The sequence below is a fragment of the Arthrobacter sp. AL05 genome (assembly GCF_029960715.1).
Classification (GTDB): domain Bacteria; phylum Actinomycetota; class Actinomycetes; order Actinomycetales; family Micrococcaceae; genus Arthrobacter.
Window position 1 is genome coordinate 304,395 of the sequence record NZ_JASBRC010000001.1, and the last position, 23,365, is coordinate 327,759.

General features: G+C 64.3%; 16 protein-coding genes. 7 read left to right on the forward strand and 9 right to left on the reverse strand.

Going from position 1 to position 23,365, the window contains the following annotated elements; translation table 11 throughout:
* The first annotated feature begins 15 nt into the window (after positions 1-15).
* The 4 genes from QK287_RS01455 to QK287_RS01470 all read left to right on the forward strand — a co-directional run bounded on the left by QK287_RS01455 (position 16) and on the right by QK287_RS01470 (position 3,767).
* On the forward strand, positions 16-456 hold the full coding sequence (locus QK287_RS01455; RefSeq protein WP_282358814.1) for a histidine phosphatase family protein: 441 nt from the start codon (positions 16-18) through the stop codon (positions 454-456).
* Positions 453-1,181, forward strand: a complete 729-nt coding sequence (locus QK287_RS01460) for an SCO1664 family protein (RefSeq protein WP_282358815.1) — start codon at positions 453-455, stop codon at positions 1,179-1,181. Before QK287_RS01455 ends, QK287_RS01460 begins: the two co-directional genes overlap by 4 nt.
* Positions 1,182-1,690: 509 nt before the next feature.
* Positions 1,691-2,836 carry a thymidylate synthase gene (locus QK287_RS01465; protein ID WP_282358816.1) on the forward strand — a complete coding sequence of 382 codons (1,146 nt, stop codon included), beginning with the start codon at positions 1,691-1,693 and terminating at the stop codon, positions 2,834-2,836.
* The gene (locus tag QK287_RS01470) at positions 2,817-3,767 is read left to right on the forward strand and encodes a hypothetical protein (protein WP_282358817.1); all 951 of its coding nucleotides are present in this window, start codon (positions 2,817-2,819) and stop codon (positions 3,765-3,767) included. Before QK287_RS01465 ends, QK287_RS01470 begins: the two co-directional genes overlap by 20 nt.
* Here the strand turns inward: QK287_RS01470 and QK287_RS01475 are convergent.
* The 4 genes from QK287_RS01475 to QK287_RS01490 form a co-directional block, all read right to left on the reverse strand.
* Complete coding sequence (locus tag QK287_RS01475; protein ID WP_282358818.1) at positions 3,764-4,864, reverse strand: ImmA/IrrE family metallo-endopeptidase; 1,101 nt, start codon at positions 4,862-4,864, stop codon at positions 3,764-3,766. The genes QK287_RS01470 and QK287_RS01475 overlap by 4 nt on opposite strands.
* Before the next feature lie 808 nt (positions 4,865-5,672).
* A complete protein-coding gene (locus QK287_RS01480; protein WP_282358819.1) occupies positions 5,673-7,712 on the reverse strand; it encodes an ABC transporter ATP-binding protein in 2,040 nt (679 codons plus the stop codon).
* Positions 7,709-9,448: an ABC transporter ATP-binding protein gene (locus tag QK287_RS01485; protein ID WP_226775371.1), complete on the reverse strand. Its 1,740-nt coding sequence runs from the start codon at positions 9,446-9,448 to the stop codon at positions 7,709-7,711. The genes QK287_RS01480 and QK287_RS01485 overlap by 4 nt, the downstream gene beginning before the upstream one ends.
* 103 nt (positions 9,449-9,551) lie before the next feature.
* Positions 9,552-10,538: a DUF808 domain-containing protein gene (locus QK287_RS01490; protein WP_282358822.1), complete on the reverse strand. Its 987-nt coding sequence runs from the start codon at positions 10,536-10,538 to the stop codon at positions 9,552-9,554.
* A gap of 144 nt (positions 10,539-10,682) precedes the next feature.
* Here QK287_RS01490 and QK287_RS01495 point away from each other — a divergent pair, with 144 nt between their 5' ends.
* Positions 10,683-11,120: a VOC family protein gene (locus tag QK287_RS01495; RefSeq protein ID WP_226775369.1), complete on the forward strand. Its 438-nt coding sequence runs from the start codon at positions 10,683-10,685 to the stop codon at positions 11,118-11,120.
* Between the two features lie 265 nt (positions 11,121-11,385).
* Here the strand turns inward: QK287_RS01495 and QK287_RS01500 are convergent, their stop codons facing one another.
* From QK287_RS01500 to QK287_RS01515, 4 genes are all read right to left on the reverse strand, one after another.
* Positions 11,386-13,095: a CopD family protein gene (locus QK287_RS01500; protein ID WP_282358823.1), complete on the reverse strand. Its 1,710-nt coding sequence runs from the start codon at positions 13,093-13,095 to the stop codon at positions 11,386-11,388.
* Positions 13,096-13,194: 99 nt separating this feature from the next.
* Positions 13,195-18,762 (reverse strand): Ig-like domain-containing protein, encoded by a 5,568-nt coding sequence (locus tag QK287_RS01505; protein ID WP_282358824.1) that lies wholly within the window; start codon positions 18,760-18,762, stop codon positions 13,195-13,197.
* 432 nt (positions 18,763-19,194) lie between these two features.
* On the reverse strand, positions 19,195-19,446 hold the full coding sequence (locus QK287_RS01510; protein ID WP_282358825.1) for a hypothetical protein: 252 nt from the start codon (positions 19,444-19,446) through the stop codon (positions 19,195-19,197).
* A gap of 389 nt (positions 19,447-19,835) precedes the next feature.
* The gene (locus QK287_RS01515; RefSeq protein WP_282358826.1) at positions 19,836-20,756 is read right to left on the reverse strand and encodes a 2-hydroxyacid dehydrogenase; all 921 of its coding nucleotides are present in this window, start codon (positions 20,754-20,756) and stop codon (positions 19,836-19,838) included.
* Positions 20,757-20,947: 191 nt separating this feature from the next.
* Here QK287_RS01515 and QK287_RS01520 point away from each other — a divergent pair, with 191 nt between their 5' ends.
* Positions 20,948-21,850 (forward strand): serine hydrolase, encoded by a 903-nt coding sequence (locus QK287_RS01520; protein ID WP_282358827.1) that lies wholly within the window; start codon positions 20,948-20,950, stop codon positions 21,848-21,850.
* A 73-nt stretch (positions 21,851-21,923) separates the two neighbouring features.
* On the opposite strand, the gene QK287_RS01525 is transcribed toward QK287_RS01520, so the two are convergent.
* Positions 21,924-22,091, reverse strand: a complete 168-nt coding sequence (locus tag QK287_RS01525) for a hypothetical protein (protein ID WP_226775362.1) — start codon at positions 22,089-22,091, stop codon at positions 21,924-21,926.
* 176 nt (positions 22,092-22,267) lie between these two features.
* Between QK287_RS01525 and QK287_RS01530 the strand changes: the two genes are divergently transcribed.
* On the forward strand, positions 22,268-23,104 hold the full coding sequence (locus QK287_RS01530) for an alpha/beta hydrolase (RefSeq protein WP_282358829.1): 837 nt from the start codon (positions 22,268-22,270) through the stop codon (positions 23,102-23,104).
* Positions 23,105-23,365 lie beyond the last annotated feature (261 nt).

Here is a 23,365-nt window from a genome sequence, read left to right on the forward strand (position 1 = left end):
TACGCTTAGAACTTGATGACTTCAGCAACCTCCGAACCTTCAGCGGAGCCCCGGCGGCAGGGCACGCTCCTGCTCCTGGAGTGCGACTTCGGCGACTGGACCGGCGCGGCAATCGCTGACCTGGCGGTCCTGCCGGAGTGGCGGACCGTGCAGAACAGCCCGTCCACCTTCCGCTTCCCCCACGGTGAGAGCTTTACCGAGATGCAGGACCGGATTGTTGGGTCGCTGGCAGCGCTCTGTGCGGCGCACCCGGGCGGCGTCGTCGTCTGTTTCTCCCACGCCGACACCATCAAGGCGGCGGTGGCCCATGCACTGGGCACACCCCTGGATCTGTTCCAGCGCATTATGATCAGCCCGGGCTCGGTGTCCGCGGTGCACTTTGTGGATGGCCAGCCGTCCACGGTGCCGATGGTGAATTCCCATTCGGAGCCGCTAAGCAAGCTGAGGCCGCAGTGACGCAGGAATCTGCGGGGGCCGGGCGGGAGCTGACGCTGCTCACCGAGGGCGGTGTGGAGCTGGTGGGCCAAATTCTGCGCAGCAGCAACGAAACGTTCCTGGTCCAGCTCAGCCACGGGGAGGACAGCGCACAGGCGGTGTACAAGCCCGTGGCCGGGGAACGTCCGCTGTCCGACTTTGAGCCCGGGCTGCACCGGCGCGAACGTGCTGCGTATCTGCTCAGCGAGTCGCTGGGTTGGGGCATGGTGCCGCCCACGGTGATCCGCGAGGACGCGCCGCTGGGGGTGGGCTCGCTGCAGTGGTTCATCGACTGCGACTTCCGCGAGCACTATTTCACCCTGGCGTCCGAGGACCCTTCCACCCACCCCGACATGGCCCGGATGGCGCTGTTCGATTACATCGCCAACAACACCGACCGCAAGAGTGGGCATGTGCTGCGCGGCGACGACGGGCGGATCTGGGGCATCGACCACGGGCTGTGCTTCTCGGCGATCTTCAAGCTGCGCACCGTGATCTGGGACTTTGCCGGTGACCCGATTCCCGAGGCCCTTCTGCAGGACATCGCTCCACTCGCCGAGGCCGTGCCTGCCGAGCTGGCCGAGCTGGCCGAGCTGCTCGACGATGATGAGGTCACCGCCCTAAAACGGCGCGTGCGGCGGATGCTGGCCGCGGGGGTGCTGCCCGTGGATCGGACGGGCATGCGCTATCCGTGGCCGCTCGTGTAAGGCTCGGGACCCCGCCACCGACGCGCACGGCTAGCACCGTCCAAGCCGGATCGCTCACGGGTTACGAGTAGCTGGCCCCCTCCAACAGCTCAGCGAGTCCCGCGGCAACCCGTTTGGAGCATCCGGATGGTTACCTCTGGCCGTCAGGTCGCTGGGCTGCGGTACGGGCGGACTTCGACGCCCTGGCTGCCGCGATCGCGGCAGGCGAAGCGGCGACGGCCGGTGACATCGCCGCCCGTCACACGACCGAAGCCCTAGAAATCCGCCTGCAGATGTACGCCGAGGGCCCGCGCCGGTTGGAGAGAAATTTGGGAGAGCCATTTCTGGCAATTCGTAGCTGCACCCGCGCTTCGATCCCTGTTGAATGCTACTCGCACTCCTCGCCCCCTTCGACAAGTGCGAGAAATGATATGCGCGGTGACGTCGAAAGGACACGGGGTCACCGACTGCGATAAATATCCGATCGACTTGCTAGATTCATAAAATGAGTGAATGTCCAGTCGTCGGACGTGAGCCAAGAGAGCTACCAAGCTTCTGACGGCTCGGCCAGTCCAAAGTTGCAGCTCCATAATCAGCGCCTTTGGTGGTCGGCAGCTCCCGAAGGCGACTGCGGGCTGGAGATTGAATTATTAATTCTACAACAACTCTTGGGGATGCTAATTATGAAAAGATACATAGTTGAAAAAACTATGGATGACCTGATGCAGGAAGCATATACCCTCATAATAGATGAAGGCCTGAGTATTTCACCGTCCAAAGGCGATGCCAAGGAAATCTTTGGATGCTTGCTGGAGCTGACTAATCCCAGAGCAAGAGTGAGTCGTAGCCAGTCCCGGCAACGCATCATTAGTGCCCTTGGAGAACTATTGTGGTATCTATCCGGATCAGACGATGTGGACCAAATCGCACACTACGTCGATTACTACAAGAAGGATCCGAGTCTTTCGATCGATGGTCACGTGACCGGTGCTTACGGCCCTCGTCTGTTCAACTTTGATGGAATTAACCAGCTTCAGAACGTAGTGGACAGACTCAGGACCAACCCTGATTCTCGCAATGCTGTAATTCAGGTGTTCGATCATCAAGATACCGAAAATGCGCCATGCACCCTCGCGCTCCAGTTCGTGATTCGCGAAGGGAAACTTCTACTGATGGTGAGCATGCGGTCGAATGATGTGTACCTTGGACTACCTCATGATCTTTTTGCCTTCACTATGCTGCAGGAACTTGTGGCACGATCCCTGGGCATCGAGCCTGGATCATATTTTCACTCTGTCGGGAGCTTTCACCTTTACGAACAAAATGAGTCGGCAGCTGGCTCTTACCTCGCAGAGGGGTGGCAAGATGAGGCGGCAATGCCCGTGATGCCTCTCGGTGACCCATGGGATGACATCAGGGAGCTGCTTCGACTCGAAGAGGAAATCCGGCTATGTGAACGGCTTGAGCTCACCAACCTCAAGCTCCCTGCAGACTTATATTGGCGAGACCTCGCTTACCTGCTCTGCGTCCTCAAGCTTCTCCGAGAGAGTAGAGTGTCGGATATTCCTAGTGTGTCTGCGAATATTGAGAGCAAGTACTTTCGCGAAATTCTACTTGAACGTATCGATAAAGAACTATGGAAAGAGAGCAGCGTTAGTGAGCGTAGGCAAGGCTGAACGGCCGAGCTATCAAGGTCGTTTTGATCAGCTAGACAATAGAATAAGGGAGTTCGAGCTTCAGAACGCGCCTCTACCTGGAATCCACAGTGATGAGGAACGCTCGGTTCTAATCAATCAATTAATCGACAGTGAACGACGAAATGAACATTTCGAGAGAATTTTATCGCGCCCCATTAGCGAAGACTTCAGCGATCCTCACTCAGACAACTTTGACCCACTTCGGGCAGCAATCTACCATTGGCGGAAGAACAATCAGGAAGAAGCATTCTGGCTGGTCTTCTTGTTCGTCCACTTTGGTAAACATCCGAGCGCAGGTTGGCGATACGCCCGCGAAGTCTACGGCCGCCTCAACTCGCATCCCATCTGGACTTGGGATGAAATCTCAGCCAACACGCCGGAGTTCCGCCTCTGGCTAGCCGAGAGCCAAGAACAGCTTTTGCGCCGGGATCAGCCACGTGGCTTCGGCAACCACCGCAAATATTCAAGCCTGAGCCATGAGAGCGACCGTGGTACCGCAGCGGTGTTCGAAAGCTACGTCGAGTGGGTCATGAGGTACGGAAGCCACAAAGGACTTATGGCTTACTACTCGTACTTGGGCACCGCCGAGGAACGCTTCGACGCTCTGTACAGGGACATGAAGGTTGTCACGGACTTTGGCAGAATAGCCAAATTCGACTACTTGATGACTTTATCGCGTCTGCACTTTCTCGAAGTTAGGCCCGGCTGCGCCTACTTGCAGGGCGCTACGGGCCCTCTGCAAGGTGCACGGCTACTTGTCACCGGGCCGGGTTCGTCCACGAGTGCTAAAGAGCTCGAAAAAGTTCTCAGCGTTTTCTCCGGAGTCACTCAGACCAGCTTCGACGTAATCGAAGACGCGATTTGCAACTGGCAGAAGAGCCCTGGCAAATTTAAAAAATTTGTTGTCTAGACGGTTCTACGCTTCAGCTTCAGGCTTGATCCATGGCGCACGTATCGGCGCTTCAGGTAGTTACCCTCCGCGTGATCAAGAACTCCACTACTCTGTAATTGGCCAACGACAATCCCGGGACTCGTGCCAGCCTCGGCTGCCATTCTTACTATCGTCCGCTTGGAAGGCTTCGCGAGACTGCTCGGCCGGTCTTCCAGTGGCCAGAGAGTATCCGCAGAGAAAGTGTTAGCTTGAGATTCAGCCTCGTTGCTCGCAAACTCTCCCGGATCGTCGTCGATATGCATTAAGTCATCCCCGTGCAGGAGCAGATGCCCAGCCTCATGGAAGAACGTAAACCAGAAGTGGTCGTCGACGAGATAGCGACCGCTGAGCTGTATCAGAGCTGAGCCGTCGTCAAGAATGCGGCTTGCGCCGCTTGCTGCGCATCCTTCTGGCGTCTGCACTATGACGCAAGATACCCCGCAATCGAGGGTGAGGGCTTGCAATCGGGGTAGGAAATTTTCCGGGTCCGGTACCCGAGTAAGTTCACGTATGGCTGGAAGAGCCGCCCAAAATGCACTAGGGACGAACGGTCCGCGCTTCAACGTTTCGTGCAGAATCTCTCCGGCTCGGAGCCACGCCGAAACCGCTGGAATTTGGCTGGCGAAAGATGCAGATGTGCGGAACTGCACACCCGCCAACTGAGCGGAGTACGTGGTCTTCCAACTGTCTAGGGAATCGATACCGAAATAGTCGAAGCACGCATCGATTCGATCTCGCCACCCGGAGGGAACGTCCAACCATTGGAGCTTCTTCATAGACTTTAGAGGCAATGACTGAACCCACTGGTCCGCTTCCAGAGTCGCCTGCATCTCACGGAACCGTTCCTCCCTTCGAAGCCAGAACGAGGTACTACCGCCGAGACTTGAGGATAAAGCCTCAGCCAGGGACGCATTTATGGTAAGAACACCTTGAATAAGCAAGTCAAATTCGGCCGCATCAAGTCCGCATGCGCCAGCGATATCGTCTGGAAAAAGGTCCTTGCTGCGAATCAGGTCGTTTATTGTGTCGCCAGGTGGGCTGGCCCAGTGCGGCACGAAGTCTTGGGTCGTCGTCATTTTGAAAATTCCGGCAGGTCGGTCAACTGCAATCGGTTCACCTTGCTCCAGTCGGGTTCTGAGGAATCAGCTGTCCAGATCATTGCATGGTCCGCCCGCGCTAGCGCGTAGTGATGTTCGAGTATGTGGACAGGTATACGATCTAGCGTCGACGCGGCAAGATCTACACCGATAGGCAGGTCTATTAGGTGGTCCGCAGCGTCCAGGTCGGCTAGTCGAGCATGGAGGAAATGAGTCAACTCGGGCCCTAACTGTCGGGTAGCGTACTCAGGCTCTAGACACGCTCTCTTCAGCTCACGGGTCTTGTAGCTAAGTATCAAATCTATGCCTTCTGTCGTGGCATCAGTTCCAACTGAAGCAAATCCTTCAGTCAATCCTACTTTGAAGAGCTGCGGGCGAGGCACGCCACGCAGGCGTCTCAGTGAAGAGATCCAGTGACCGGCGGCACAGAATGCCCGACATACGATAAGTCTGGTTGACGCGCGTCCCCTTGCAACTCGGCCGCCAATTCACTCGATCTCCTAGCTGCGGCACGCTGTGTAGCTTGGGAACGGCCTCCCGATTTACAACCGCAAAGTCCTCTTGGCCCTCCGCCATACGGCTCACGGGGAGGGCGAACCGAGGAATTAACGAAACTTGGATCGCCGAGCTTTACGGTAGGAAGATGCGAGATTGACCGCCAAGAAACTACGGGGAAACCAATCCGTTGCAGTAATACCCACTCAACGACCGGCGCGGCGCGAGCAGGAGCACTTCGGAGAGCAGAACTGGGTGAGTACCAAGGCAGGGAGACCGCATTGCGGGCGCGCTAAACCTCCGCCACCGGGGCCGCGAACTGCGCCTCGTACAGCCGCGCATACGCCCCGCCAGCCTCCAGCAGCGACGCGTGCGTGCCCTGCTCGACGATCTGGCCGGCCTCCATCACCAGGATGAGGTCGGCGTCGCGGATGGTGGAGAGGCGGTGGGCGATGACGAACGAGGTCCGGTCCGACCGCAGCGCGCTCATCGCCTTCTGCACCAGGACCTCGGTCCGCGTATCCACCGACGATGTTGCCTCGTCCAGGATCAGCACCGAGGGCCGGGCCAGGAACGCCCGGGCAATGGTGAGCAGCTGCTTCTCCCCCGCCGAGACGTTGGCGCCCTCGTCGTCGAGCACGGTGTCGTAGCCCTCCGGCAAGGACCTGACGAACCGGTCCACGTAAGTGGCCTTCGCCGCTTCCATGATCTCCGTCTCGGAAGCGGAAGGCCGGCCGTAGGCGATGTTGTCCCGGATGGTCCCGCCGAACAGCCAGGTGTCCTGCAGCACCATGCCCATCCGTGAGCGCAACTCGTTGCGGGTCATCGCGGTGACGTCCACGCCGTCCAGTGTGATCCGCCCGGCGTCGAGCTCGTAGAAGCGCATCATCAGGTTCACCAGCGTGGTCTTCCCGGCTCCGGTGGGGCCCACAATGGCCACAGTCTGCCCCGGCTCGGCCACCAGATTCAGGTCCGCGATCAGCGGCTTGTCCGGCGTGTACGCAAAGGACACGTCCTCGAACACCAGCCGCCCGCGCTTGGACTCCGGCGCGGCCCCGGGAACAGGATCAGCCGATTGCTCCTCGGTGTCCAGCAGATCGAACACCCGCTCGGCGCTGGCCACACCGGATTGCAGCAGGTTCGCCATGGACCCCAGCTGGGCCAGCGGCTGGGTGAACTGCCGGGAGTACTGGATGAACGCCTGCACGTCTCCGAGCTGCATGGCTCCGGAAGCCACCTGCAGCCCACCCACCACGGCGATCCCCACGTAGACCAGGTTCCCGATGAACGTCATGGCCGGCATGATCAGCCCGGAAATGAACTGCGCGCCAAAGCTCGCCTGGTACAGCTCCGCGTTCTTCTGCCGGAACGTCTCCTCCACCTCGCGCTGCCGGCCGAAGACCTTCACCAGCGCGTGCCCGGTGTAGGTCTCCTCGATCTGGCCGTTCAACTCACCGGTGTGCTTCCACTGGGCCACAAACAGTTTCTGCGAGCGCTTGGCGATCAGCGCTGTCGTCACCAGCGTCAGCGGAATTGTCACCAGTGCGATTAGCGCCAGCGTGGGCGAGAGGATGAACATCATGATCAGCACGCCCAGCACGGTCAGCAGCGAGGTGACGGCCTGGCTGATGGACTGCTGCAGGCTTTGGGAGATGTTGTCCACATCATTGGTGACGCGGCTGAGCAGCTCGCCGCGCTGCACCGAGTCGAAGTAGCGTAGCGGCAGCCGGTTGATCTTGGCTTCGATCCGCTCGCGCAGCCGGAACACGGTGCGCTGCACAATCCCGTTGAGCACGTACGCCTGCACCCAGCTGAACGCCGAGGCCAGCACGTAGAGCACCAGCGCCCACAACAGCACTGAGGACAGCGCGGTGAAGTCGATCCCAACCCCGGGCGTCAGCGTCATGGCGCTGAGCATGTCCGCTTTTTGGTTCTCCCCCGCGGCGCGCAGCTGGGCGATCAGTTGGGCCTGGCTCACCCCTGCGGGCAGCTGCTTGGACACGACGCCGGCGAAGATCAGGTTGGTGCCCTCACCGAGGAGCCGCGGGCCGATCACCGAGAACGCCACGCTCACCACCGCGAGTCCCAGGACCAGGGTCAACCACAGCCGCTCCGGGTGCAGCTGGCCGAGCAGCCGCTTCGCGGACGGGCCGAAGTTCATCGCCTTCTCCGCGGGCACGTTCATCCCGGCAAAGGGTCCGCCGTGGCCGGGGCCGCCGCGCGGACGGGGAATGCGCTCGACGGCGGCAGGTCCGCCGGGTTTCCCGGTTCCCCCGCCGGGCACCCGTCCGTCAGCTGCGGTCCGCGGGCCGGTGCTGTTGGTGCCGCTCATGCTGCCTCCTCCGCTGCGAGCTGGGAGTTCACAATCTCCTGGTACGTCTCCGAGGTCTCCAGCAGCTCCTCGTGCGTGCCGTCCGCGACGATCCTGCCGTCGTCGACGACGAGGATCTGGTCCGCGTCCACAATGCTGGAGACCCGCTGGGCGATGATCACCAGGGTGGCGCCGGCGGTGTGCTCCTTGAGCGCCCGCCGCAGCCGGGCATCGGTGGCGGTGTCCAGCGAGGAAAAGGAGTCGTCAAAGATGTAAAGCTCGGGCCGTTTCACCAGCGCCCGGGCGATCGCGATCCGCTGCCGTTGCCCGCCGGAGACGTTGGTGCCGCCTTGGGAGATGGCCGCATCCAGCCCGCCGTCCATCTCGCGGACAAAGTCCTCCGCCTGCGCAATGGACAGCGCTTGCCACATTTCATCCTCCGTGGCGTCGGGTTTGCCGTAAAGCAGGTTGCTGCGGACGGTCCCGGAAAACAGGTAGGGCTTCTGCGGGACCAGGCCGATGTGCCCCCAGAGCAGGTCCGGGTGCAGCTGGCGCAAGTCCACGCCGTCGATCCGGACCGAACCGGAGGTGGCGTCGAAGAGCCGCGGCATCAGGTTCACCAGGGTGGTCTTGCCGGAACCGGTGGCACCGATGATCGCCGTCGTCTGCCCCGCGCGGGCGGTGAAGCTGATCCCGGACAGGACCGGCCGTTCGGCACCCGGGTAGGCGAAACCGACGTCGCGCATCTGAAGCTCACCGCGGCCGGTGCGCCCGGAAAAGTCGACCGGATGCTCCGGCGGGCGGACGCTGGACTCGGTCCCGAGCACCTTCCCGATCCGGTCGGCCGAGACCGCGGCGCGCGGGATCATGATCGCCATAAACGTCGCCATCATAACGGACATCAGGATCTGCATCAGGTAGCTCAGGAACGCGATCATGGTGCCCACCTGCATGGAGCCGTCCTGGATCCGGAACGCGCCGAACCAGATCACGGCCACTGAGGAGACATTCAGCACCAGCATCACGGTGGGGAACGCGAGCGCCATCAGGCGGCCGGCGCGCAGTCCGGTGTCTGTGACGTCCGCGTTGGCCCGGCCGAAGCGGGCGCTCTCCACGTCCTCGCGGACGAAGGCCCGCACCACCCGGATGCCGGTGAGCTGTTCGCGGAGCACCCGGTTTACGGTGTCGATCCGGGTCTGCATCAGCCGGAAAAGCGGCACCATCCGGATGATGATGAGCCCCACGGCGACCAGCAGCACCGGCACGCTGACCGCGATCAGCCAGGACAGCTGCAGGTCCTGCCGCATCGCCATGATCACCCCGCCGATGCTGAGCATGGGCGCGGTGACCATCAGGGTGGCGGACATCAGCACCAGCTGCTGGACCTGCTGGACATCGTTGGTGGAGCGGGTGATCAGGCTCGGCGCGCCGAAGTGGGTGACCTCCTGTTCGGAGAAGGCCGCTACCTTACTGAAGATCGCCCCGCGCACGTCCCGGCCCAGCGCCATCGCCGCCTTCGCCCCGAAGTACACGGCGGCGATGGCGCACACGATCTGCAGCAGGGTCACCAGCAGCATCACGGCGCCGGTGCGCAGGATGTAGTCGGTGTCCCCCTTCGCCACACCCTGGTCGATGATGTCCGCGTTCAGCGTGGGCAGGTACAGCGACGCGATGGATTGCGCCAACTGGAAGACGACGACGGCGAGCAGCAGCCGCCGTTGCGGCTGTAAGTATTCAACGAGCAGTTTCCAGAGCATCCGAACTCCAAGCCACGTGTCACACAAAGTGATTCGAGGCTCAGTTTACGTCCGGATGCTTGGAACGGACGGGGTTCCTCTGAGGGCTGATCCGGGTTGGATCTCAGTCGACCGCGGCGCGGACGTCGCCCTCTTTGTGCCCGCCCTCCTTCTTGCCGAACGGCAGCACTTTGAGCAGCGGATGCAGGACAGCCATGACGACGAGGCCCCAAGCGAGACCAAGGACGGCCGAGCACAGGGTGTTCACAAGCCAGGCCAGGAAGCCGCCCACCACCGGGATCCCGGCGAAGGGAGCTTCCAGGACGTGGACCAGGTCATACGGCAGGTGCCAGCCAAGGTCGTAGGCCCCCTGGAGCATGATGTGGCCGCCGACCCACAGCATGGCGACCGTCCCGATAACGGTGATCGTGGTCAGGACGGCGGGCATGCCCTTGACGAGCAGCTCGCCGAAGCGCTGGGAGCCCGCCGACTCCTTGGTGGTCAGGTGCAGGCCGATGTCGTCCATCTTGACGATGAGCGCGACGGCTCCGTACACGCCCACCGTGATCGCGAGCGCCACAATCACCAGGATGACCGCCCGGGTCCACAGGGACTCGGCGGACACCTCGTTCATCGCGATGACCATGATCTCGCAGGAGAGGATAAAGTCCGTAGTGATCGCGCCCTTGGTGACCTTGGCCTCCGCCTCCGGGCCCCGGTCGACCGCCGGCGTCTCTTCATCGGCCTCGTGGTGGCCGCGGAGCTTATGCCAGACCTTCTCGGCACCCTCATAGCAGAGGTAGGTGCCGCCCAGCATAAGGATGAACGGAATGACCCCAGGGATGAAGGCGCTGATGAGCAGCAGCGCCGGCAGGATGATCAAAAGTTTGTTTCGCAGCGAGCCCCAGAAGATCCGCTTGATCATCGGCAGTTCGCGGGACGGGTCCGCCCCGGACACGTACTGCGGGGTGACGGCGGCGTCGTCAATGACCACGCCCGCTGCCTTGGCCCCCGCCTTGGCCGCTCCGGCTGCGACGTCGTCCACCGAGGCGGCCGCAATCTTGGCCAGGGCTGCGATGTCGTCCAGAAGGGCGACGAGACCGCCGCTCACAGCTCGCTTCCGGACTGCTGGAGGGCGTACGGCTGGACGAAGTTGCTTCGGTCAAGGCGCGTGATTGGCATCCTCGAATTATATGGTGGCGTGTAGCCCGTCGACGCTGGATCTGGACCGGGCCGGCTCGGTAGCGTGAAGGGCATGAACATCAGACTTGAGAACGTCGGCATCGCCGTCCGCGACTTGGAGGCAGCGATCGCTTTCTTCACCGACCTCGGTCTCGCGGTCGTTGGCCGGGACACCGTCAGCGGCGATTGGACCGACACCGCCGTCGGGCTTGACGGCAATCACGCCAACATTGCCATGCTCGAAACGCCGGACGGTCACGGCCGCCTCGAACTCTTTGAGTACATCCACCCCGATGCGATCGAGACGGCGCCCACGCGTCCCAACGAGATTGGCATGCACCGGGTCGCGTTCTCAGTTGCTGACATCGACGAGGCCCTGGAAATAGCCGCAAGGCACGGCTGCTATCCGCTTCGCGGCGTGGCGACCTACAAAGACATCTACAAGCTCACGTACGTCCGCGGGCCCAGCGGCATCCTCGTGATGCTCGCCGAGGAATTGAAGAAAAACTGAGCGCCTGGCCGGTGCGCCCGGTCGCCGGCCCGGTGTAGCTCGCGTGGTGGACACCGCGGGGACCGGAGACCCGGCAGCCACCGGAGGAAACACACGGACTGGAAAGCGCGCGTAGCCGGGGTGCCACCGTCGAAGTCGGCCGGTTTTGGGCGGCGGCGCTCGGCTGGGGTGTTTCCAGCGAGGGCCCCGGCGGCAACGAGTTTTGCGTCCTCACCCCGGGGGACGTCCGGGGCGGCGTCGCACGCCAAGTTGGGACCGGCCTGCCTCAGCGCACCACGACCACATCGGCGACGGCCGCGGGCTGCTCCAGCTCGTTGACCCGGACGGCGGCGGTGATCTTCCATTGACCCGCCACCGGCAACACGACCACGGCCCGGTAGCTGCCCGGCGTTTCTCCGGGCTGGACCTCGGCGGCCAGCGGTCCGAGACTCAGGTTCGGCTCAGCCACACTGACCTGCGGCATGCCGAGGGGCACGATGGGAGCGCCCCCGGCGTCGGTGAGGTCGAAGGTGATGACATTTGTCCCTGCCGTGCCCGGGCTGAACCGTCCGGTCAGGTGGCCGGTGCCGAGCTCGGCAAGCACCGGGGTGCCGACTGAAGTGGATGCCTCGGCTGCCGCCGCAACCAGTTCAGCGGGGTTATCGGTGGCGCGGGGGTTCTGCAGCGTCAGGGCCGAGGTAAGTCCAACGACCAGCACCACCCCCACCGCTTCCACGCGGATGGCCAGCGCCAGCCGGGGCCAGGCGCTCCCCGTGATTCCCTCGCGCTTCAGGCGAGGGACGAGCCCGAATCGGTTCCACGCCGCAAGTGCGCCAATGATGACGACCATGCCAAGTTTGGCCAGCAGAAGCAGACCATACGAACTGCCAACGAGGGCCGCCACCGAACCGACCATCACCACGGCCAGGACGGCGCCGGTGACGCCCAGCAGGACAACGATGCCACCGGCCAGCGTGGAGAACCTGCCCAGGACCACGGCCGCCTCGGCAGCGTCGCCCTTCCGGCGTCGGGCGCGGGCGAGGTGGATGACCAGGGCCGCGAGGCCACCCAGCCAAACAGCTGCCGTCCCGGCGTGGACCAGGTCGGCGCCCATCACCAGCCAGCTGGGTCCGAAGGTCCGGGTGTGGCCGACAGGCAGCACCGAGACCAGCGCCGCTCCGGCTCCCACCGTCCCGACCCAGAAGCCCTCCCGGCGCGGCAGCAGTGGCCGCAGCAGCATCAGTGCCACCCCGGAGGCGGCAAGGACCAGGGTCAGCGCGGCAGCCCCGAACCATCCGGTGAGGACGAGAGCCGGATCCAATAGCGCGCCGAGACCCAACCCCCGCTCCCGCACCACGGTGAGTGGCACCAGCACGACGTAGGCGCTAACAGCGACGAGTGCGGCCACCCAGGGGAGCCGACGACCCGCTGCGGTGGTGCGGGCAACAAACAAGTCGAAAACCGTGAAACCCACGAGACAGAACAAGCCCAGATATCCGAAAGCGCCGAGTGCCCCGTACAGGACGTCCACCGGCCGGGTGTCACTTTCGACGATGGTCGGGACCGCGGCGCTGGCCCTGCCCACTGCGAACGACAGCACCCCGGATTCAGGGTGCGAGTCGTCGGAAACCACCCGCCAGCCAAGCACGTAGCTGCCCTCGGCGAGATCCGGTGGCAGGGTAACCCGGACCGTCGTGTCCAGCGCCTCGACAGGCACGGGGCGATGACCCCCGCTGCCGTCGTAAAGCTGAAAGCCGTCGGGGACCAGGAAGACCGGCTCGTCGAAGGCGAGTTCTACCGATCTCTGCGCAACGGCCAGCACGGCGCCTTCGTCCGGCGTCGTGGATACAAGCTCGGCGTGCGCCCATGCCGGGGCCGCGGGCACCGCCAGCACCAGGGTGAGCGCTGCGAACAACATCCCGAGGAGCCGCCGGACCAGGGGTCCCCGGGCTCGGGATTCCCGCTCCCGGGTCCGATGGGGCGTTCCTCTCGACATGATCGTCTCCTCGTTCTGGGTAGCAGTGCCGATGCGGGGCTAGCAACGCTCACCGCCGCCCGGCCTGGGGGCCGGGCGGCGGTGAGCGTTGCTAAAATGCTAGTTGCCCGTTGTGAAGTTCCAGGTGACGGGCGTTAGCAGGTTGCCAGCGGTGTCCTTGATCCCGCTGCTGAGGGTGACGGTGTACTGGGTGTTGGCCAGCAGCGTGCCGGTCGGATTCAGCGTTGCCACCCTTGTGAGGCTGGAGTAGCTGACCGTTGCGGTGAAGGCGGCGCCGTTCGACGTCCGCTTGATAGTGAAGTTCCCGTTCGCCGTGGCCGTGTTTGGCAGACCGGTGACCGCCTCGCTAAATGTGGCGGTGATGTTCGCCGTCCGGCTGACCCTGGTGGCGTTGATCGCCGGGGTCCGAGCCGTGACGACTGGGGCGGGACCGGTGATGAAGGTCCACGTTTTGGCGGTGAGCGGGTTGCCGGCCACGTCCTTGACTGCGTTGCTCAGGGACAGCGTGTAGGTGCGGTCACTGGCCAACGGAGCGTCCGGCGTCAACGTGGCGACCCGGGTGATCGCGTTGTAGGTCACCTTCGAGGCGATGGTCGCCGCCCCCAGCTTCAGGGTGAAGTTGGGCGTACTGGCGGCGGTGGCGGGCAGGCCGGTCACGGCTTCGCTGAACGTTGCACTCAACGGTGTCCGCGCGAAGATCGTGCCCAGACCGACGCCGGTGGCCCCGGCGGCGGGGTTGGTGGTGGTGACTGTCGGGCCGGGTCCGGTGATGAAGCCCCAACTCGTCGCCGCTACCGATCCGCCCGAAACGCTCTTGATGGCCGTGGTCACCGAGAGGGTGTAGGGCTTGTCAGCGGCCAGTGCAGCCGTAGGGACGAGGGTGGCCGTCAACGTCGTCGCGTTGTAGGTCACCGAAGCCGGAACGGCCGTGTTGCCCTGCTTCAACGCGAACGAGGTGTTGCTGACGCCCGTGACTGCTTCGTTGAACGTGACGGTCGGCCGGATGTTGGTCGCCACCCCGGTCGCCCCGGATGCGGGGCTCTTAGTGGTCACCGTCGGCGTGGTGGAAGCGGTAAGCAGCGGTGCGGACACCGTGTTCCCCGCCGCGTTCCACGCCGTTACCCGGTAGGCGTACTGCCCGGTCCCGGCGGTCTTGTCGATGTAGGTGGAGACGTTCGCCAGTGTGGTGCCGACCTGTGCGAAGGCGCCGACCGTGCCGTTGGTCAGTGGCGCACGCTCGATCCTGTAGCCGATCTCGTTCTTGGCGTTGCCCCAGGTTGTGGGATCGGTGATCGACACCGGGGTCCCGTCAGTCCAGCTCAGCAACACGTCATTGGTGGGTCGAGTGAAGCTGACCACCGACGCGTCGGGGAGCGTGCGAGGCGTGCTGACCGAGATGGGCCGCATCATGTCCATCTCCTCGTGGCTGAGGATGTGGCAGTGCCACACGTACTCCCAGCCGAAGTTGGTCATGTCGTTGCTGATCGGGGCTATCGGGTTACCGTTGGTGTCGGTGTTGTTGAACCCGGCTTCGGACCCGTTCGGGCCGGTCGTCGAGCCTTTGGCGCCCAGCGGCATCATCGGGTTGAGTGGCCGGTTGCTGTCCGGGATGGCGAACGGGAGTTTCGGCACGATGGGACGGACCGCCACAATCGTGTCCTCCAGTGGGCTGACACGCACGGTGTCCTTCCAGCCGAGTTCTGTCGGTTCGGGCGGGATGATGATGTTGTCCCAGGTGACCCTGTTCAACACCTGCACGTCGTTGAGGTGGAAGTGCAGCGGGTGGGTGTCCACGCCGTTGTGGGTGATCTTCCAGATCTGCGTGCCGTCGGCGTTGGTGGAGATCGGGGTCACGTTGAGGCTGTTCGTGCCCTTGGTGCCGTCCAGCTTCTCCGTGACGGGGTTGACGAACGGGTAGAGAATGACGTTTTGCAATAGCGGTGTTGCTCCGGGCGCCTCCAACCCGATGTTGCCGCTCATCCGGCCCCACTCGTCAAAGTTAGCCGAGTTCATCTCGTCGTGGACGCTCTTGCCCTCAATGGGGATGCTGAGCTGCGGGCCCAACAGGGTGTCGAACTTGAACGTGTCTCCTCCTTGCTCGGCGATCCTGGCGAAGCCGTCGCACTTGGCTGCGGGGTTGGCGGCCGCGTTGCAGTAGCCGCTGTTGACGAAGCTCTTCCCGTAGGCCTGGTTGTAGGCTGCCTGGCCGACCACGATCGGGTTCTGGCTGGACTCGAAGACCCCGGCGGGGTTGCCGGCCGCGTCGGTGTGGTGATCGAAAGCCGCCATCAGCTTGCCCATCTGGTCGGCCGTGGTGTTCGGCCGGTCGAAGGCGAGCGCGGGTGCGGCGTTCGAAATCTTGACCTGCATGACCGAACGGGTGTCGGGTCCGTAACCGGGCAGGGTCGAAGGAGCGCCGGCCGGGGACATGTCCGGTCCTCCGGTGTAGTAGTCGTAGCCGGGGATCCGGCCCGGGAACGCCGCCGGTGCGTCGTTGTAGAGGATCAGCGTCTTCCCCTTGTAAGCCGAGAAGTCGACGATCACGTCGGCCCGTTCGGCCGGCGCGAGCAGCAGCGAGTGCTGGTCGACGTTGCCGACGTCGAACCGGGTCGGGTCGGTGATCCACGTCGTCTCGTGGGCCGGGACCACCGCCGGGGTCGGCAGGAAGCCGCCCTCGTTGCCGATCTGGATCCAGTCAGGGCCCTTGGGGCTCTTTGTGGTGTCCGGCGTCGGTGTGACGACGGGGTCGGTCTGCGCCATGGAGACCTCGCTGGACTTCAGCGCGACCTCGGTGCCGGTGGCGGGATCGGCGACGTACCAGGAAAGGTTCCAGAACCGGTCATCGGAGCCATTGAGGATCCGGAACCGGTACGTCTTCGGGTCCATGGTCGTCGTTGGGTAGGCGGTGCCGTTCACAACCGGCGTGTCGTGGAAGGCCTCCATGCCGACCGAGTTGTTGGGTGTCGACGGGATCACGGCCGGCTCGCAGAAGTCAGCCACGTTAGGGTCGCAGGCGGGGTCGTAGTAGGGGTTGGCCATCGGCGGGTACTTGGCGTCCTTGGCCGGCGGCCAGAACCATGGGCCGTAGAACCAGCGGCCGAACGCACTCATCCCGCTGGGGTCGCTGGGGTTCTGCGCGGGCATGTAAACGTGCGGCTGCCAGAGGTTGCCCTCACCGCCCCACTTCTTCGGGTCCCAGGTCGGGTCAAGCTGGGCCATCCGCTTCGCGCTCGGCACGAAGGTTTTGTCCTGAATGGTGAGCGAGGTCCCCATGCCGAGACCGTCGAGGGCCCCGCCGGGAGCCATCAGCTTCTGCTCGGTGTCGTCGGTGATCATGTAGCCGGCTTCCTCGCCGGCGTACACGTTGAGCCGCGTGATGCCCCACGAGTGGTCGTGGTAGAACATCATCCGCGCGCTCTGCTGGTTGGTGTAGAAGAAGGTCTCCGCGCCGGGGCCGGGATCCGGCATGTCCGGCACATTGCTGACGCTCACGCCCTTCGGGTACGCGGTGTTCTCACCGGTCGGGGTGACCCACTGGTGCGGTGTGCCGTCGCTGATCCACGGGGTGATACCGCCGTGCAGGTGCAATGTGGCACGGTTCTCCGAGTAGCAAGTAGTCGGCTTCGGCGTCTCGCCGCACATCGGGTTGCGCACGCCGTCGAGGACGCTCTTCTCATCCTTCGCCATGTCCACCGGGATCTTGGTGGTGGGGTCCAGCGTCATCATGCTGGGACCGGCACCCGCACCCATCACAGAGGTGTCGACCGGAAGGAACAGGTCACCATCCACGCCGGTGGGCAGCAGGTTGCGGAACAGTACCCGGACGGGCTTGTTCTTCGTTGCGATGATCGTGGGGCCGAGGTAGTGCGGCTTATCCACTCCGCTGAAGCTGATGGGACTGTCGGGAATGACGGGGTCGAGGTTGGCGTTGCCGAGGGCGACCTTTTTGCCCGGGACGACGCTGGTCGAGAGCTGAACGTACCCGCGGAGCAAAGTGGCCGGCAGGTCGCGGTGGAACTTCATCCGGTACTGCACGACCGCGATCTCGTAGTAGTCGGTGCCGGGGTAGGTAGTGGTGTCCGGCACCGCGACCGGGATGTACTGGCCCAGGTCGTTGGCGTTCGCCTCTCCCTGCCCCGGAAGGGTGTCGACGAACTTCTTGATCCCCGGGGTGAGGTATCCCGCTCCGGGGGTGGTGACCACAATGTCGGTAACCGAGCCCTTGACCGCCACCTTGGCGGTGGCGCTGGCGCCCTTGTCTGGAGTGCCTACGGTGTCGGCGATCGTCACGGTCGGTGCTGAACCGTAGCCCGCGCCGCCGTCGGTGACGTCTATGCGGGTAACGCCGATGGTGGCCTCAACCTTGGCCTCCTGGTCGGGAGCGGTCTTGCTGGCGTCGCTGACGGTCACGGTAGGGGCTGAGGTGTACCCGCTGCCGGCGTTCGCAATCCCGACGCCGGTGACCACGCCGTTGGCGTCCATCGTTGCGCTGCCGGTGGCCTGCTCGCCGTCGGCGAGGTCAGGCTTGGAGATGTTCACCAGCGGCTGGGTCTGATAGCCCTTGCCGCCGTCGGTCAGCTTCAGGTTGTCGACTGTACCGCTGGCCAGCGCATGTGCCTCGGAGCCCGCAGTGGGATTCCCGCCCGCCAGGGTCACGGATGGCGCGGTGAACCCGTAGCCGGTCTCGTTGACGTCGATGCTGGTGATGACGCCGGTGGCGATCTTGGCGGTGGCCTTGGCCATCGTGGTCGGGGTGACGCCAGCGGTCGTGATCTCCACAGTGGGCGGGACCACGTAGCCAGCGCCCGGGCTGGTCACGGTGACACCGGAGATGGCACCCGTCTTCGGGTCGACAGCGGCCGTCGCTTCCGCACCCGTGCCCGGGTCGGTGATGCTCGGCGTGACGTCGGCCCCAAAGGAGTACGTGCGGTCGTGGGAGAAGTCCGGGTAGTTCGAGGCACCGAGCTTGACCGTGCTGTCCTTGGCCGGGACGACGTTGGTGGCCAGCGCCGGGTCACCGCTCGCCGGTGTGCTTAAGGTGTCGCCATTGGCGGGGACTCCGGTGTCGATCGGAATGCCTTGGCCGTAGAAGCCGATCACGTCGTCCTTCTGCACCGTCACCGCTGGCACGGAATAGGTCTCGACCTCACCGGTGCTCACCGTCGGGGTGGGCACCTTCAGCTCGTTGCTGGCGTAGACGACGGTGTACTCCCCCGCGGTGCCGGTGGGTCGGAGCACCAGCGCGTAGAAGGTGTTGCCCGCCGAGGTGGTCGGGCTCGCTCCGGCGGTGCCCTGGTTCCAGCTCTGAAAGTCGTTGAGTGTGCCGGCAGGCAGCTTGGTATGGTCGAGCACCACCAGCACCGGACCCAACTCACCCGTCGGCTTCGCGTAGTCGGTTGCGTACTTGCGCTCGACCAGCGGGTTGCCGAACAGGACCGGCGTCGGGGTCCCGACGCTGATCTTCACCATCGCGTCCGCCAACGTTTGAGGGCTGTTCGCCCAGTTGGGGTAGGGGCCAAAGTAGTGCGGTACCTTCGTCATATCTGTGGCGCTCGAGGGAACCGCGGCCTCGGCCACATCGGGCCGGAAGAGGTTGTGCATCCCCCCCAAGGGGCCGAAGCTGCTGATCAGCAGCGCGAGCGCCACGATAATGGCCGTCCTGGCCAAGCGGCGCCTCGGGGCCCGGTGGAAGGGTGGGCGGGCAGATGGTTGCATGGTTGGTTCCCCTAACAATCGGAGCGCTTTCTGACTGGATACCCCCGCCGAACCAGAGCATACGATGGTGCCACGCCTGGGGCTCGCGTACCCGCTACCCGTCTTTCCACCGCCCCTACGCAGGATCTTGGGCTGCATACCCGCCCCGGGTTGCATCATTGGGGGAACGCCACCCGGAGCGTTCAGGGCTGCCGTCTTTCCATACCTGCAACGGACCACGGCGGCCCGGTTCGCCAGCGCCCCCGACGCTTGGACCGCAGGCTGCTCAGGGTCGTTTAGCCCTCATCCCTGCCGGCCTCGAATAGCTGGCCCGCGCCAGGGAACGTTTGGCTCGGAGGGCTGTGAAGTGACGATCTCGCGGGGGTGGGCAGATGCCGGCCGGCCCTAACGGGTGATGCTCAGTGGTTTCATTGGCGTAACACACGACGCCCGTTGCAAAGTGGCAGCTGCGCCGTCGGCCCTGGTGTTCTTGCCAGTGTCATCGCACCAGTCGATGTTGAACGGGATGGCAGTGACAGCCGCCTCGCCGGCGGCCATTTGAGCTGGGACCTCAAAGCTGTAAATGAAGCCACCCGCGTCATTCATCGGGGCAGTGGTGTTGATGACCGCGACGCTCGTCGCATCGGTGACAGTCACTTGGATGCTGGCGTTCTGGCCGTAGCGGGGATTGCAGTCAGCGTCTGGTGCCCTGACCGTCACCTTGTCGCCGGGCTTCGCGCTGGACGGGTTCACTGCAAAGGCGGGCGGGAAACAAGCAGGTTCTTCGTTCCCTGGCGAGGAAGCACATCCGGAGGCAGCGCCAGCTGCCAGGATGGCACTGACCGCCAAGACCACCGAAGATCGTCCGCCGGGATCGAAAACTGGGTGTCTACACGGGGCCGTCATTTCCTCATTATTAGTGGGTTAGCACCGAGCGGATACTCTGGCCAAACACTCGTCCCCGAATTGTTGCCCGGCAGCCGATACCAATGAGCGAACGGTTTCTTTGCGGGGATAACCAAGGAGCGGGCCGGTCCGCAGCTGGTTTAGCCGCCCAGCACCACGTTCGCCGGCGGCTCGCCCGTCAGCATCAGGTCGATCTGCCGCTGGAGCAGCCGGCCCATCCGCGGGAGCATCGCCGAGGTATCCCCGCCCACATGCGGGCTGATGATCACGCCTGGCGTCCGCCACAGCGGGTGGTCCTGCGGCAGCGGCTCCGGATCAGTGACGTCCAGGGCCGCCCGGATCCGGCCAGTGGCGGTATGCCGGATCAGGGCTTCGGTATCCGCGACGGGTCCGCGGGCCACGTTGACCAGCAAGGCGCCGTCGGGCATGGCCGCGAGGAAGGCATCGTCGATGAGGTGATGCGTGGCGTGGTTGAGCGGGACCCCCACGATCACAATGTCGTGCTCCGGCAGCAGGGCGGGCAGTTCGGTGATGCCGTGGACGTGGCCCCGCGGCTCGGCCCGTTCCGTGCTGGCCACGCGGGTGACGGTGGTTTCAAAGGGCAGGAGCCGGTCCTCGATCGCCTTGCCAACGCCGCCGTAGCCGACCAGCAGTACCTTGCGGTCCGCGAGGCTGGCCGTGGAGCGGGTCTCCCAGCGGCCCTCCTGCTGGTTCTGCAGTTGCCGCGGGAACTCGCGCTGGCTGGCCAGGACCAGGGCAAGGGCCAGCTCCGCGGTGGAGGTTTCGTGGACGCCGGCGGCATTGGCAAACACCCGGCCCGGCGGCAGCGCCTCCGCAACACCGTCATATCCAATCGACTGGCCCTGCACGAGCCCGGTTTCCACGGCCGCCAGGCTGCGCAGGACGCCCGGACCGCCCATGTAGGGCGGCACCACAATGTCGATCCGCGGCCGGGGAGGTTCCCCGGACAGGTCCCACTCGACGACGTCGACGTCGGGGTGCGGCCTGAGGTACTGGCGCAGGGTCGCATCCGGCAGGCTGACAGTAATTTTCCTCGGCATACCTGCCAGCCTAGCGGGGCCGCACGGGCCGACGGCGCAGGCTGCGCCGACCGCGGTGGCACGCCCGACAAAGTCAGAGCTGGGAGTTTCCCCTCAGCTTGGCGCCGCCCCGCGCGGGGCGTGGACTTGCCCCGCCTCCCGGCATACATTTCAAGGAATCCCCCTCTTGTTGACCCGGAAGGTCCTGCACCATGAACACCTCGGGACCCTCCCGCCCGGCCGCCAAAACCCTCAGCGCCCGGAGCAAGCTGCTCCTGGTCTGGGCGGTGACGGTCCTGGTGCTGCTCGGCGTGGGAATCCTGGCCGTTGTGCGCACCGGTCCCGTTCCGGCCTCGGGCTTCCTGTCCAGCCTGAAGGACCAGTGGCCCGGTCAGCCCGGTGCGGCTCCGGCGGCGCAGGCTCCGCGGGCCGCCGTCGACCTCGACGCCGAGATCCCGCGGATCCTGGCCGAGAACTCCCGCTACCGGATCGGCGTCGCAGTGGCGGACACCCGCGGCGGGGAGCCGCGCAGCTACGGCGACGGGGCCGAATTTGTGGCAGCGAGCACGGCAAAGATCATCACGGCGGCTGCCTACTACCATCTGGTGGAAACCGGCGAGAAATCCCTGGACGCGCCGCTGGGCAGCTATGACGCCGCGTTCCAGCTCCAGGCGATGGTCAACACGAGCAGCGACGACTCCTGGCTGCTGCTGATGCAGGACATCGGCTACCCGAAGCTGATCGCGTACGCCGCATCGATCGGGATCAGCTACGACCCGGAACTGAACCTGCTGACACCGGCCGAGATGGCGGGGTTGCTCCAGCAACTGTCCACCGGGCAGCTGCTCAACGCGGAGCACACCCGGGAGCTGCTGGGCTACATGCAGGAGACCAACAACGAACGGCTCATTCCCGCCGCAGTCGGCCCGGAGATCACTGTGCAGCACAAGTACGGCGAGGTGGAGGGCTACGTCCACGACGCGGCGCTCCTGACCACCGGCGAGCGGTCCTACGCGCTCACGATTTACACCTGGGGCGAGGACCTCGAGAGCGAGGAACGGTTGGCCGTGATCCACGAACTGACCGACGTGGTGGCGAGGGCGCTGCTGGACTAGGGCCGGTTAACGGAAAAGGCCCCTGCTGCAGCGGGTGCGGCAGGGACCTTTTCGTTCCGGCGGGAGAATCGGTTTAGCGGCCGAAGAGCTTGGCGAAGAAGCCGGTCTTGGTGCTGACTTCACCCTCGTGACCCTTGCAGCGGTCGGCGCCCTTGACGCCCCGCATGACCTGGTCAACGTGCTGGCCGCAGCCCGCCCAGGTGGTCTTACCGCACTTCTTGCATGCAACCTGTCGGCACATCTGGTTCTCCTTTGGGTAGGTCCGTCACGACGACTATACCCCCAGGGGTATGCCCGCACCAAATGCGGCCCCGGGAACACTCGCTGGCCGGACGGCGTTGGTTCCCTACAGTGGCAGCTGAACCGTGCCGCTCCCGCACAAACTGACTTCCGAACCGTACCGAGAGGACCGCTGATATGGCTTACATCAAGGTTGGAACCGAGAACAGCACCGACATTGAGCTCTACTACGAAGACCACGGGAGCGGGCAGCCGGTAGTCCTGATCCACGGCTATCCACTGGACGGATCCTCCTGGGAGAAGCAGACCACGGCACTGCTGGGCGCCGGCCACCGGGTGATCACCTACGACCGCCGCGGCTTTGGACAGTCCAGCAAGCCCACTGACGGCTATGACTACAACACCTTCGCCGCCGACCTCGACACCCTGCTCACCACGCTTGACCTGAACGACGCCGTGCTGGTGGGCTTCTCGATGGGTACCGGCGAGGCGGGCCGGTACCTCGGCACCTACGGCTCGGCCCGGGTGGCCAAAGCCGTGTTCCTCGGCTCCCTGGAGCCGTACCTGCTGCAGGCCGACGACAACCCCGACGGCGTCCCGCAGTCCGTATTCGACGGCCTGCTGGAGGCCGTGACCACGGACCGCTACGCCTTTTTCACCGAGTTCTTCAAGAACTTCTACAACAGCGACACCTTCCTGGGCACCCCCCGGCTGAGCGAGGAAGTGATGCGGGCCGGGTGGAACCTGGCATCCTCGGGCGGCGCCACGGCCTCCGTGGCCGCCCAGCCCTCCTGGCTCACGGACTTCCGGGGCGACATCCCGAAAATCGACGTCCCCACGCTGATTGTCCATGGCACCGCAGACAATATCCTGCCAATCGACGCCACCGGCCGGCGGTTCGCCAAGGCGCTGCCCAGCGCCGAGTACGTGGAGATCGAGGGCGCCCCGCACGGCATGCTGTGGACGCACGCCACCGAGGTTAACGAGCTGCTGCTGGGGTTCCTGGCAAAGTAGCGCCGCCCGGCTCGCCGGGATACCGAGGCAGCCAGGCACAACAGCTCCCGACGCAACACAAGAAGGGCCCGCGGCGCTGAACTGCTCCCCGAAAGTTGGACTCGCAATTGCGATGTATCCACTTTAGTGGCTAGTGATCGGCTCTTCGCAGAAGTCCCCGTCCCATTTGGGGCGGGGACTTCTGTCGTTGCTGGAAGTTCTGGCTGTTGAGGTAGGTGTCCGTTTGAGGTTTCTCTGGGGGCAGCGCACGATGAGTCTCGA

What these genes read in the sequence shown, in the direction of transcription:
- QK287_RS01500 (WP_282358823.1), bottom strand. Translation starts at nt 13,095, where the DNA reads ATGTCGAGAGGAACGCCCCATCGGACCCGGGAGCGGGAATCCCGAGCC.
- QK287_RS01480 (WP_282358819.1), bottom strand. Translation starts at nt 7,712, where the DNA reads ATGAGCGGCACCAACAGCACCGGCCCGCGGACCGCAGCTGACGGACGG.
- QK287_RS01485 (WP_226775371.1), bottom strand. Translation starts at nt 9,448, where the DNA reads ATGCTCTGGAAACTGCTCGTTGAATACTTACAGCCGCAACGGCGGCTG.
- QK287_RS01475 (WP_282358818.1), bottom strand. Translation starts at nt 4,864, where the DNA reads ATGACGACGACCCAAGACTTCGTGCCGCACTGGGCCAGCCCACCTGGC.
- QK287_RS01515 (WP_282358826.1), bottom strand. Translation starts at nt 20,756, where the DNA reads ATGCCGAGGAAAATTACTGTCAGCCTGCCGGATGCGACCCTGCGCCAG.
- QK287_RS01495 (WP_226775369.1), top strand. Translation starts at nt 10,683, where the DNA reads ATGAACATCAGACTTGAGAACGTCGGCATCGCCGTCCGCGACTTGGAG.
- QK287_RS01525 (WP_226775362.1), bottom strand. Translation starts at nt 22,091, where the DNA reads ATGTGCCGACAGGTTGCATGCAAGAAGTGCGGTAAGACCACCTGGGCG.
- QK287_RS01520 (WP_282358827.1), top strand. Translation starts at nt 20,948, where the DNA reads ATGAACACCTCGGGACCCTCCCGCCCGGCCGCCAAAACCCTCAGCGCC.
- QK287_RS01530 (WP_282358829.1), top strand. Translation starts at nt 22,268, where the DNA reads ATGGCTTACATCAAGGTTGGAACCGAGAACAGCACCGACATTGAGCTC.
- QK287_RS01455 (WP_282358814.1), top strand. Translation starts at nt 16, where the DNA reads ATGACTTCAGCAACCTCCGAACCTTCAGCGGAGCCCCGGCGGCAGGGC.